This is a genomic window from Shewanella electrica (genome assembly GCF_022321485.1).
GTDB classification, from domain to species: domain Bacteria; phylum Pseudomonadota; class Gammaproteobacteria; order Enterobacterales; family Shewanellaceae; genus Shewanella; species Shewanella electrica.
Window position 1 is genome coordinate 1 of the sequence record NZ_JAKOGG010000020.1, and the last position, 12,247, is coordinate 12,247.

Annotated in this window: 14 protein-coding genes; 12 read left to right on the plus strand and 2 right to left on the minus strand. The window is 47.8% G+C overall.

The annotated features are described in order from the left end of the window. Window positions 1-63 precede the first annotated feature (63 nt). The 12 genes from L9G74_RS18135 (at window position 64) to L9G74_RS18190 (ending at window position 7,488) form a co-directional block, all read left to right on the plus strand. The gene (locus L9G74_RS18135; RefSeq protein ID WP_238898183.1) at window positions 64-510 is read left to right on the plus strand and encodes a nucleoid-associated protein; all 447 of its coding nucleotides are present in this window, start codon (window positions 64-66) and stop codon (window positions 508-510) included. Continuing rightward, window positions 500-1,711, plus strand: coding sequence for a hypothetical protein (locus L9G74_RS18140; RefSeq protein WP_238898184.1), 1,212 nt, complete (start codon window positions 500-502; stop codon window positions 1,709-1,711). The genes L9G74_RS18135 and L9G74_RS18140 overlap by 11 nt, the downstream gene beginning before the upstream one ends. Window positions 1,712-1,877: 166 nt before the next feature. After that, window positions 1,878-2,051, plus strand: a complete 174-nt coding sequence (locus L9G74_RS18145; protein ID WP_238898185.1) for a hypothetical protein — start codon at window positions 1,878-1,880, stop codon at window positions 2,049-2,051. Between the two features lie 41 nt (window positions 2,052-2,092). Next, entirely contained in the window at window positions 2,093-2,659 is a 567-nt protein-coding gene (locus L9G74_RS18150) for an SOS response-associated peptidase (RefSeq protein ID WP_238898186.1), read from the plus strand. A 167-nt stretch (window positions 2,660-2,826) separates the two neighbouring features. Beyond that, window positions 2,827-3,465 (plus strand): hypothetical protein, encoded by a 639-nt coding sequence (locus L9G74_RS18155; protein WP_238898187.1) that lies wholly within the window; start codon window positions 2,827-2,829, stop codon window positions 3,463-3,465. A gap of 281 nt (window positions 3,466-3,746) precedes the next feature. Further along, the gene (locus L9G74_RS18160) at window positions 3,747-4,160 is read left to right on the plus strand and encodes a hypothetical protein (RefSeq protein ID WP_238898188.1); all 414 of its coding nucleotides are present in this window, start codon (window positions 3,747-3,749) and stop codon (window positions 4,158-4,160) included. Between the two features lie 101 nt (window positions 4,161-4,261). After that, window positions 4,262-4,696: a hypothetical protein gene (locus L9G74_RS18165; protein ID WP_238898189.1), complete on the plus strand. Its 435-nt coding sequence runs from the start codon at window positions 4,262-4,264 to the stop codon at window positions 4,694-4,696. Between the two features lie 167 nt (window positions 4,697-4,863). Further along, complete coding sequence (locus L9G74_RS18170) at window positions 4,864-5,568, plus strand: hypothetical protein (protein WP_238898190.1); 705 nt, start codon at window positions 4,864-4,866, stop codon at window positions 5,566-5,568. 133 nt (window positions 5,569-5,701) lie between these two features. Beyond that, window positions 5,702-6,196 (plus strand): DUF2059 domain-containing protein, encoded by a 495-nt coding sequence (locus L9G74_RS18175; RefSeq protein ID WP_238898191.1) that lies wholly within the window; start codon window positions 5,702-5,704, stop codon window positions 6,194-6,196. A gap of 97 nt (window positions 6,197-6,293) precedes the next feature. Then, window positions 6,294-6,602 (plus strand): hypothetical protein, encoded by a 309-nt coding sequence (locus L9G74_RS18180; RefSeq protein ID WP_238898192.1) that lies wholly within the window; start codon window positions 6,294-6,296, stop codon window positions 6,600-6,602. Between the two features lie 180 nt (window positions 6,603-6,782). Continuing rightward, a complete protein-coding gene (locus L9G74_RS18185) occupies window positions 6,783-6,935 on the plus strand; it encodes a hypothetical protein (RefSeq protein ID WP_238898193.1) in 153 nt (50 codons plus the stop codon). A gap of 19 nt (window positions 6,936-6,954) precedes the next feature. Then, window positions 6,955-7,488 (plus strand): DUF4879 domain-containing protein, encoded by a 534-nt coding sequence (locus L9G74_RS18190; RefSeq protein WP_238898194.1) that lies wholly within the window; start codon window positions 6,955-6,957, stop codon window positions 7,486-7,488. Between the two features lie 177 nt (window positions 7,489-7,665). On the opposite strand, the gene L9G74_RS18195 is transcribed toward L9G74_RS18190, so the two are convergent. After that, window positions 7,666-9,120: an efflux transporter outer membrane subunit gene (locus tag L9G74_RS18195; protein ID WP_238898195.1), complete on the minus strand. Its 1,455-nt coding sequence runs from the start codon at window positions 9,118-9,120 to the stop codon at window positions 7,666-7,668. Then, window positions 9,113-12,247, minus strand: a complete 3,135-nt coding sequence (locus tag L9G74_RS18200; protein WP_238898196.1) for an efflux RND transporter permease subunit — start codon at window positions 12,245-12,247, stop codon at window positions 9,113-9,115. Before L9G74_RS18200 ends, L9G74_RS18195 begins: the two co-directional genes overlap by 8 nt.

Consider the following 12,247-nt stretch of genomic DNA (forward strand, 5'->3'; position numbering starts at 1 on the left):
CGAAAGTAGGATTGGTCATGTGTCATCTCTTTTTCGTTTAGTTTAATGAAATGACACAGAATTTTGAACACTACCGCAGAAACAAGAAAGTTAGTATCAGCACTGGAGTCATTTGCCGACGAACAGACGTTGGCCAGTGAGGAGCGGGGGGCGTTTTTGGATAGAGCATATCAACATATCTCTGAAATGCCGAAAAATACTCCTATAGATCTGAAGGCGTTGGCTAATGCGTCTTGGCCAAATGATCCTGATTTACTGACAGCAGTTTTTACACGTGACGATTATGCTTTGTCAGATGGGTTTATTCCGGATCGACGAGTGTCCAGAGCCTTGGTAAACTTCATGGGTAAATCTCAGTTTTGGACTCTAAACTTTAGTCGTGAGGCAATCAAAAGTGGTCATGTTCAGTACAACGAATCTCTTAACCAAATTATTTTAACCAACATTCCCGCTGAGCTCTCTCAGGAGCTACGTACTGAAACAAGAACTAGCGAAGACGATGATATTTAAGGATCTTACAAGCCTCTACAAAAAAGTTTCCCAACTCGAAGGTCGTAGGGGAAGCTTTTTTGTTTCTGATCAAGAAAACCTTGAGTTACTTCAATCAGCTATAAATGAAGAAGATGAGTCCGGCGTAAAGCTCAATGGACCGTTTGATTTAGGTGAGGTGAAAATTGGGTCTACTGTTAAGTTAGAACTTGGGGATCCAAGGATTGGACTTGGTCTACTGGCCGATGACTTAGACGGTGTGCTGTCTTACCCCAAAAGTAGGGTTAAGCCTGTTAATTACTACCTTATAGATCATAGTTGGTCATCTGATGATGAAGATCCACCCGTAGTCGTTCAGCGATATCACACAGTCTTGAGATTGATAGAGCAGTTGAAGGAGGTTGCCGCGTATCTGGACAAGTCGAGTGCGCCGCCTCAGCTAGTGTTTATACACTCAGGCAAATTTACTCTGCCTATCAATTACAAATGCTCAGATCTCAATGCTGTTGATGTCGATAGTGTAGAGAAGTTATTAGCTTTCTTCAGCAATGATTTGCATCGAGAGCAGAAGCAAAAAATTTTTGAAAAAGTCATTTGCGAGCAAGTAGTTAATACCGCAGAAAATGAACGTTTTCCAAAAATACTCGCTGAAATTGAAGATATTTTGAAGAAGCTGAATGACGGTTATACGCTGTTTGCTGCTGATTTTTCGTACGATAAGGTTGTTAATCAGTTGGAAGTCGCCAAGCTTGAAGAGTTGGCCAAGGTTAACAAAGTATTTTCAGATATTCAGAACCAGATTTTAGGTATCCCGGTGGCAACGGTGATTGTTGCAACTCAGCTTAAATCGACTGTTTTGTTTAATGATGTTTTCTGGATTAATACCGCGGTATTAGTTGGTGTATGGGTGTTTGTCATTCTCGTTAACTTCGTTCTTAGAAATCAATTAAATACTTTAAGTGCGATTGATATTGAGACTAAACGTAAGCAAAGACAGATTGAGCGTGAATTTCAAACTGTAAAAAGTATCGTAGAGGATACTTTTAAGCTTATAGATTCACGTATTAAACTTCAGCGTCTAGCTCTAAAAGCTGTCGATTGCATTGCTTCAGTAGGATTTATACTGGCTCATTTTGTCTATTTCGCACTTACAGAACCAGCCATGAATTGGCTTATGAGAGCGGTAAACGTAGCTTGTGGTTACTGGCTTGAGTTGTGTTAACACATAATATTTCTCCCATTATAGACGCCGCATAATTCGGTGGTCAGTGACCAAGATAATCCCAAGATCGTGTTTTGGGTAATATGATGTAATGACGTATTAAATCATTTGAATGCACCACACATTTATCTCAAAACTATTGATAAAGATGATTAGAGGGGAATATATGGAGTTATCTAAGGCTGTAATAATTGCTGCGATCATTCTCGCTCTGGCGATTATTATTTCACCTACACTTTTGCAGAAGTACAAAACGGAACAATGTCTTAGTGCTTATAAGGAAAACGGAGCAGGCGGTGGCAAAGCTGATGAGCTTACCTGTGTTCAAATTCTAAATTAGTGCCATTGTAAAGGTGATTTTTGGGATTGAAGGAATGCACTATGTGTGGTCGGCTAAACGTTATTGATGATCCCCTATGTGGCTGGGTAAGGGACCAGTTGGGGATATCCTTTCACACGGTGACCAACTGCGACCTGCGACCAACACAAATGGTTTCAACGATTGGCATGACATCGAATGGCCTTTATCAAATTGACTGCAGTTGGGGCATTAAACCCGAATGGTCGAAGCAGCTGCTTATCAACGCCAAAGCTGAAACCGTCCGAGAGAAGAAAACCTTTGCTTCAGCCTTCAAGCATCACCGTGTTCTCGTTCCTTGCTCGGGTTGGTATGAATGGCATCAAGAAGAAGGGCACAAGCAGAAATATGCCTTTGGTTTGCCCAGCGGTGAACCGGTATTGATGGCCGGCATCTTGTTTCCATCAGAACGCGGCCAGCAGCTAGTCACGTTAACGACCGCCCCTACAGAACAAGCCGCCCAATACCATTCCAGAATGCCGTTACTCGTGAGCCCAAACGATGTGGACTTCTGGTTTAACTTCGCGCCCGAAGCACTTGATCCGCTACTGCACGCGCCAGAACTGAATCTACAAATAGACGCTGTCTAATTCGACTAATTGCCGATGTTTGCTCGATACACGAACAATACTATTTTAGAGATTGTTAATTTTTATATTGGGTGATTCTTGTCAATTTTTATGCGTTTTATCTGACAACGTTTGAATTAATTATATTAATATTAGTTAGTTTCAATTCAGCATCCAGAGGAAAAGTGGTGTCATATAAGGTTATTAGACGAGATCTAACTGAAGTCAGTCGGAGATGTGATTTTTGCCCAAATTACTTAAGGTCTCTTAAAGCTTATGTACTAGAAGATTCCGACTCGGGAGAGCTGTTTTATGCAGGTCCAACGTGTGCAAAACATAAAGCTGGAGATGATGCATTAACTGGGATCCCTGACTTTACAAAGTTCACTAAGGAAGTAGGAGAACGTGAAGGTGGTGGTGCCGGCGGTGGTGCCGGAGGAAGTGGTACTGAAAATAGTGAAAAAAAAGCTATCGAGTACATAGTTCTTCGGGAGTCTAAACTAGCCGATGAACTAAATTGTTCTTATAAAGTTCTTAGAGATTACTATGAGAAGCACAAAGCTGAGGGACTATCAGAATCAGACGTTAAACACATCAATAATATTGCATCTAAAGCACCAGAGCACCTAACTCTTACAGCACTGCAAAGGATATATAACTACCTGTTTTGGATCGACGTGGGTATAGAAAGGTTGCCTGAAGAAAAAACTGACTTTCTCGTAGGTGTACGAAAAACAATTATATCTAAAGGAAAAATCACTGATAACCAAAAGTCAGCTATCAATAAATGGCTTGAGAATATCGCCGGCGTGCCACAGCTAAAATAAAGCATACTAGTCTTGCTGCATGTATTACTGCTACTACAAAACTGAGCAGGAATGACTAGTTGTTCTAGAGGTACTTCTGACCAAGATAATCCCAAGATCGTGTTTTTGGTTATGTGACGAAAATGGATTGTTGTTCATATGGTTACGGGTTACATTTCCTCCTACACAGGGGAAGAGGCAAAACGCCACTTTCCATACCGATAGTTAGCTGTGTGCGTTTTTTTTGGTCCAACGAGGTAAACGCGCATGCGCACGAATAAGCTGTTATAGGTAAATAGGGAATGAGTTTCACCATAGACTTAATCGTAACTGAACTGCCATCAGATGATAAAAAAGCATGGTCTTTTATTGATGGGATGCGTGAGGAGTACTACGAGGACAAATCGGGGACTCATCCTAAGCTGAAAGACCTCCATGAGATCCTGACCAAGAAATATCCATGCCTTTGTAGTTTTGAAGACGACGATCCAGCAATGGACGATAGTCCGTGGGCTGATAGTCCAATGATTAATAACTTTGCTAGCAAAATGGGAATGGTCTCGATCGTTTGGTCCAAAGCGGATGAGGTGTTTCCGTTTGTATTAGAAAGTGCTCTTTCGCTGGGGATAATCGTAGCCGACGGCCAAAGTGAAGTAATATATCGACCTGGCTATACAGTAGAGACAAAAAGTAAGCCTTGGTGGAAATTTTGGTAGCAACCTATAACAAGGCCATCCAGTTTGTTGCGGGCCGAAGGCCCTCCACCGGACGGCTTTCAGCCGCAGCTGATGGCTGGCGTTAGCACTCAAGAGACGTCATGGATCAGTTCAATAAAATCGAAGAACTCGGATTAGCTGACAAGTACTACGGTATATGTGATCAGCACCCATTAAGAATCGGTGAGCCTATTGAAAAAATGCCGTATAAAGAGGTCTTGAAGGCTGCCGAGGGGTTGATTGATATTAAAAAGCTAAAAGGTCCAGGGACGTGTTACGAAGTCGTGGGGCTCCCCGAGACCGTATTCTTGAGGTTCATAGTTCAAGGCCGTACCAGAGTTGAAACCCACTTCGGGTTAAGCGGTGTCCATGTGCACAGCTTTGCAGCGATGTGCTTAGCAGCAAAAGAGGCAGCGGGCAAAGATAGGCCGAAACCGCCATACCCAAGACCCGAAGCACATTCTCTGGACGAACTAATTCAAGTGTTTACGCAATTGAAGAATTTGGCCTTAGAGTTTGATAGGTCAATCAAGTGAAAAGTGCTATGACTCTGTTTCATGCAATCACCATTGCCCGCTTAACGCTTAACGCTTAACGCTTAACGCTTAACGCTTAACACTTCCCCTCCTAGCTTCTGCCGCTCATTCCACGTTATCATTGCCGCACAGGATGTAGATGTGTCTTAACAGTGGTTGTTAACTTAATGAGAAATAAAACGATTCTTGCGCTTTCCGCCAGTGCTGCCTCGCTTGTCTGCCTTGCTTTTTTAATCCTCGGTTTTATCTACGATTATGACAGTGACATTGAAGCCATTTATCACGGGCTGACACGCAGTAGCGAGAGTTTGATTTTCTTCTTGGTGACGTTTTGCTGCACGTTTGTCGGCGTGGCGGTATTTCTGTGGGGATTTGTGCGCACCTCAATGACGCGCAAGATCGCAACTACGGCGATGGTTGTATTGGCTGCTGCGGTGGCTATTTTTCGCATCTACTATTTTGACGATTTTTATTTTGACAACTTCGTTCAAGATAACCCCTATGACGGCTATTTCGTCAGAGATGCGGAGAAAGACGCAGACAATCGGGCGGAGATGCAGCGGGAGTATTCAGAGTATTTTCGCGATACCATTGGCAATAGCCGTATGTTGGTTGATAAATATCGGGCGTCGCTCTACGGCAATCGCGCCAGCATGGCGTTGGATTACAACATCTGCATGGACGGCGATAACATCCGCTTTACGGCCACGCAATTTTATTTTGAGCCAGCAGATTATTGTAAACCGGCAGCGTTGAATACGGTGCAATCGGCATCATTCACTTTTGTACCGCTTGGTGGCAATAGCTTTATCTGCCAAGGTTGCGACGACTACTTGCTACCGATGTACTGGAAACACGTTAACGAGCGTTAAAGCCGTAGCGTTTGTTTCACTTATTGTGCTAGTTCGCTAGAGTTCTTCGACTCGGCGCGCTTGAACGTTTATGATGCGTACTTTCATCACAGCTTTGCTTGTTACGATCAAAAATCACATTAAGGGACATACCATGGTTAGGACGATTATTTTAGCGCTGGGGTTGATGTTGTCGGTGGCGGCACAAGCGCAGGAAGCCAAACGGGCAGATGTTGAGGCGTTACTTGAAGCATCAAATATGGATGCAATGATTGAAAGCATTTATGCGCAAACTAACAAGATGTTTGCTGGCATGGGACAGCAGTTGGGCATCAAGCCAGATGAGCAACAGCTGTTTGATGATTACATGAATGAAGTGACCAGCGCCATGCGTAAAGAGGTTAGCTGGGCGAAGATGAAAGAGCCGATGGTGCAAATCTATCTCAAGCACTACAGCGACAAAGAAATCAAAGACATGCTGGCGTTTTATCAATCTGAAACCGGTCAATCTATGGTGAAAAAAATGCCAGCCGTCACGCAAGATTCTATGATGCTGTCACAGCAGATGCTGCAAAACTTTCTTCCAAAGATTCAAGTGATTGCAGAAGACTTTAATCAGAAGCTACAGGCGCATCGCCAAGCTAAGTGATCCGAGCTAGCAGCAAGTATTCATCAGTAAGACTTGCTGCTTTTTTTGAACGCGGCGCGGATGATACACGCGCCGCTATGCATATTCCGTTATTCATATGAGAGTGATCGATACCGAAAATTGGGCGTGGTTTCTGTTCGAACACGACGGTGCACTGTTGTTAGATGCGTGCTGTAGTATGAGCGCGGTGACTTACAACTATATGATCCGCTTGAATGATGCCGAACGCGCGCAGTACGAGAGCGAAGGGCGCAGCTACTTATCCCAGTTGGCACATGCGATTCATTATTCGGTGCCAATCGCCCCAAATACTCAATCCATTTATCAAGGCCGCAATGTTCAGCAAGAGTTTGCTGAATTAGCTACCGCCGCAGTTAAAGCTTGGCGATCACAGCAACTACAGTGAACAGCAAGGACTGCGAGTAACAGCAAAGATGTGGCGCCATATTTTTGCGAAGAAAAGCAACGTCAGAGAGTTTGACGATTTTTACGAGCAGATGCTCCCTGAGTCGATAATGACCGCTGCGCCACGGCAACATTGGTTGAGTGCGCACAGGCAGGTTAGCTAGTGGTAGGAGGCACAATCATGCCTGCTTATCGATACGCGGCAAAAACAGCGATTACGATGACTATTAATGCGACAGCTGCCCGGTCGGCAGGTATGCTGACCATTAGCGGCATTCGCGATGCTGAGGTCAAAGCACTAGCTGCGGAATTAGATTTAATCGAGTTAGCCTAATGTTTGAGGAAAAGGCCTAATGATGAATGTGCTACGAAAAACCATCGTGTTACTGCTGTGTGGTGGTGGCTTTATTGGCGTTGGGTTCGCTGCGCCGTCTAAACCATTGGGCCAAGGTTTTGATCTGAAAAAAGTTAACGTGCCATCACAGCCGTCGAATGGGGTCGCCAGTGGGGCGGCGCAGGGGCTTGGCCTGCTACAAATTGTCGGCGTTGCATCTAGCAGTTACGCGCGATACGAATATCTCGGTAGCAATAGCCGTTCTACCAGCCAAGTGCATAACGGCGCTATTGAAGTGGCGGTGTTGCAGTATGGTTATGGCAACACCCAGCCAGCGAGCTTAAATGGTGCGGCGCCGATGCGCAGCAAAACCGTGACGTTTTGTGGCAGCCTGCGTAACTTACATACATGTCGAGCGGGTGAGAAACTTAGTGCTTGGTTGTATTTTTATCAGTTTGAACCAAGCCAAGGTGGCTACTTTACTATGTCGGCTAACTCCACCGCTGCACCGTTTGGCACTGCAAAAGTATCACTGAGTATCAAAGCCAACTAACCCACAGAAGTCGCTAGCTTATGGATTTGAATATATCAATGATGCCTTGAGTGAACTCAGGCATTCAGTTGCTTAAGCGAACTTGTCTTGGTGCGTGTTATTGGCAAAAATGAGCGAGCGTAAACAAAAACAGCCTCAAATGAGGCTGTTTGTCGTTAACAACTGTGAGTCGAGTATTTAGTTGGCGGTGCTACTGGAAGCCACACTGCTGTTGGATTCGTTATCGTCCACTTGCACTAAATCAATCGCCGTTTGCTTGCCGACACCGCCGCCAAGTGCGCGGTAAAGGGTAATCATCGCCAGTTGTTTGTCGCGCTGTGCCTCACTCAACGCCAGTTCAGCGGTGAAGTGGTTACGTTGTGCGTCGATCAAATCCAGCGATGTGGCAACACCGTTTTTATAACGTAACTGCGCGAGCCGTAGATAGGCGGCAGACGCCTCCAACAATCGGCGCTGTTCTATCCATACTTGTTGCGCCCGTTGGTAATCATTCATACCGTCTTTGACTTCGGTATAGGCGTTGAGCACTGCACTACGATAAGCCAACAAGGCTTGTTGCTGCGTTTCTTGTGCAATGGTCAGTTGCGCGTCCAGTTTACCGGCGTTGAAGATGGGCGCAGTTAAGCCACCCGCCAGAGACCAGGTCATGCCGCGCGCTTTAAGCAGATCATCAAGCGAGTCTGATTCGCGGCCGTAAGCGGCCGTGATGGTGAAACTTGGCAATTTGGCCGCTTCGGCAATGCCCACGTCAGCAGTGGCCGCGATTAACTGTTGCTCGCTTGCACGCAGATCTGGCCGTTGCGCTAACAAGCGTGATGGAATGCCAGCTACCAGTGACTCAGGAAATTGCGCGTTGGCATCTCTGCTGACATCTTCAATGTCGTAGCTGTATTCGCCTAGCAGAATACGCAATTGATTGCGCTTTTGCTGCCGTTCAAATTTCAGCTGTGGCAGGTTAACCATGGCGGTTTGATATTCCACTTGGACTTGGCGCACATCCAGCCCCGATATCACACCGTTTTGGTGTCGTAAGCGGGCGATTTCTAATTCTTTGGCGCGCAACTCTGCCGTTTCTTGCGAGATTTGCAGCCGTTTTTCGATGTCGGCTAACTCGTAGTAGGCGGTGGCGACTTCACTGATCAAACTGACTTTGGCCGCTAGCAATAATTCCGCAGTGGAGAAGGTGTTGGCCCATTGGCTTTGGTCGGCACGACGTTGCGCGCCCCAAATATCCACCTCCCACGAAGCGGTAACGCCCAAGGTGCGGCTGGAGTCATACAGATCGCCGCTGTTGGTTAAACCGCTATCTTTGGTGCGCTCGGCGCCAAAGGCGGCTTTCAGCTCGGGCCAGCGGTCTGCGTTGGTCACGGTCAAATTCGCTTTGGCGGCGCGCAAACGACTTTGCATGGTCGCCAACGACAAATTGCTGCTGAGCGCATGTTCAATCAGCGCTTGTAACTGCGGATTGAGATAGAAAGCTTGCCAGTCTTTCACATCACTGGCTTTGTGATCTTGCTGCAAGCTAGCGCTATATTGCTCCGGCAGTTGCAGCTCAGGTGCTTGGTAATCCGGCCCCATCACACAGCCAGAAAGTAATGCCACGGTTAACATGGCCAGCGGACGTTTAATCATGCTGCACCTCCGCCGCAACTGTGCTTTCTGGTTTGATTTTTTGTCTTAACCAACCGGCTGTGGTGACAAAAAACAGTGGTACTAAAATGATGCCGATACTGGTGGCCAAAATCATCCCGCCCAAAATCGGGATCGAGACTGACTGGCGACTCACCGAGCCTGGGCCGCTTGACATCACCAACGGTAATACACCGAGGATAAATGCCACTGAAGTCATCAAAATCGGCCTAAAGCGCATCGCTGCCGCTTTGATGGCTGCATCGGTGCGGCTTAACCCTTCGCGATACAGCTGGTTGGCGAATTCCACAATCAAAATCGCGTTTTTCGCCGCCATACCAATCAAGGCAATAAAGGCCACTTGGAAGAATAGGTTGCTTTCCATGCCACTGGTTAGGGTCGCGATGGACGCGCCCAACATAGCCACTGGCGCAATCAACAGCACCGCAATCGGAATGGTCCAGCTTTCGTACAGTGCGGCCAAGAACAGGAACACAAACAACAGCGCTAACCCAATCGCAATCGAGGTTTGGTTAGCTGAGCGTACTTCTTGGAAGGTGATACCGGTCCACTCGTAACGGAACTCTGGCGGCAGCAACGGCGTTGCGACGCGGTTAATCGCATCAATCACGTTACCGGTTGAGTAACCCGCCGCGGGCACCACGCTGATCGCCGCACTAGAAAACATGTTGTAGTGGGTGACGCTGGCGGGGCCAACGGTGTAGTCGAAGTCGGCCAACACTGAGATCGGCACCATGGCACCGGAGGAGGACTTAACGTAAAACTCCTTAATTTGATTAGGGAATTTACGGAAATCTGCCTCAGCTTGCACTTTTACGCGGTACACACGACCAAACAGGTTAAAGTCGTTCACGGTTGATGAATCGGTCAGCGTTTTAATAGTGCTGTAAACGTCGGCAACTGCGACGCCCAGCGCCATCGCCTTGGCCTCATCCACATTGACTTTCAACTGCGGAATAGCACTTTGCAGCGACAAGCTGGCATTGGCGACCTCGGGCTGCACTTTCAGTTGCTCGACCAAGTCATTGGCGCTTTCTATCAAACCGTTGAAGTTGGTGCCCGAGGTATCTTGCAAGACCATCTCCACCCCCGATCCGTTACCCAAGCCGGGAACCGCTGGCGGCAGGTAGAAGTTAAACTCGGCTTCCAGCACTTGATTGAGATCGGCTTTGATCTCATTCATCACTTTCTCAATCGTCTCGTTTGATGCTTTGCGTTCTTCCCATGGTTTGAGGATCACCTCAAACTCGCCATTGGCCTGGTTGGAACCGGAGCGGCGGTTTTCGCCCGCCAGCGTAAAGGAGAAATCCACGGCCGGATGGCTCAACACATGGCGTTCAGCAATCTTCAGCACTTTTTGGGTGCGGTTAACGGTGGAACCGGCGGGCAAGGTCATATCGATAAAAAAGCGGCCTTGGTCTTCGTTTGGCATAAAGCTGGTTGGCAGGTGGCTCATGATGTACCACACCGCCAATACCATCACGCCGAACACCGTATAACTGCGGCGGGCGTTACGGTTGGTCAGCGCAACGAGGCCAACATAACGGTTGGTCAAGTTGTCGAGCTTGTTGTTGACCCAGAAGAAGAACCCGCGCGTTGGCGCATCACCGGGGCGCAGCAAAATGGCGCACAGGGCAGGGCTCAACGTCAGCGCGACAAACATGGAGATCAGCACCGCGACCGCAATGGCGATAGCAAACTCGCGATACATAATCCCGGTGATGCCAGCGAGGAACGACACCGGCACAAACACCGCGCACAGCACCAGCGAGGTGGCGACCAAGGCGCCAGACAGTTCTTTCATCGCTTGGCGCGCGGCGGCCATGGGGGTCATGTTTTCTTCGTTGATCAAGCGCTCAACGTTTTCCACCACCACGATAGCGTCATCCACCACAATACCGATGGCGAGCACTAAGGCCAGCAAACTCACGGTGTTGATGGTAAAGCCAAATACCAGCATTACCGCCAACGTACCGATCAGTGAGACAGGTACTGCGATGGCTGGGATCAAGGTGGCGCGAGCATTTTGCAAGAACAGATACACCACCAATACCACCAGCACCAAGGCTTCCACCAAGGTATGCGCTACTTCATCAATGGAGTTTTCGATAAAGCGCGAGGCATCGTAGAACACTTGCCACTGAACGCCTTGCGGAAACTTAGCGGAGAGATCCGCCATGGTTTGTTTGACCTTTTTGGTCACTTCCAGCGCGTTGGCGCCCGGCAGCAGGAACACCTGCAAAATGGTAGCATTTTTGCCGTTAAGTTGTGATTGCAGCGTGTAAGAGGATGAACCGAGTTCCACGCGCGCGACATCGCGCAAACGGATGATTGAACCATCAGGCGCGGCTTTGACGATGATCTCTTTAAACTCATTGACGCTCGACAAACGGCCACCGGCGACAATCGGCAAGGTCATGGTCAGATCGTCACCGTTAGGTTGGGTCCCAATGGTTCCCGCTGGCGTTTCTTTATTTTGTGCTTTGACGGCAGAGATAATGTCGCTAGTGGTGAGCCCCAGCCCAGCCATAGCGTCCGGTTTGAGCCAAACACGCATCGAATAGCTACGTGAACCGGTGTTACGGGTGCGTCCCACGCCGGGAATGCGGCGCAGCGCCGATTCGATGTTGATTGAGGCGTAGTTAGACAGATAGATTTCGTCGTAACGTTCATCGTTGGAGGTCAGCGCCAGTTTTAGCAGTTCCACCGACGAATCTTTTGATACCGACACGCCTTCGGTTTGCACGTCGATGGGGAGATTGCCTAACGCTTGTTGGGTGGCGTTTTGCACATCAACCGCCGCCAAGTCGGGGTTGGTACCTACATCAAAGGTGATGGTGACACTAGATGAGCCAGAGTTAGTACTCTTGGAACTCATATAGATCATGTTTGGTACGCCGTTGACCTCTTGCTCTAACGGTGTGGCTACCGATTCTGCCGCCGTGGTGGAGGCCGCCCCCGGATAGGAGGCCGAGATACTCACTTGTGGCGGGGTAATGTACGGGTATTGATCCACTGGCAGCATAAACATGGCAATCATGCCAAGTAATACAATGACAATGCTGATCACACTGGAGAAGATCGGTCGGCCGATAAAGAACTGAGCCAT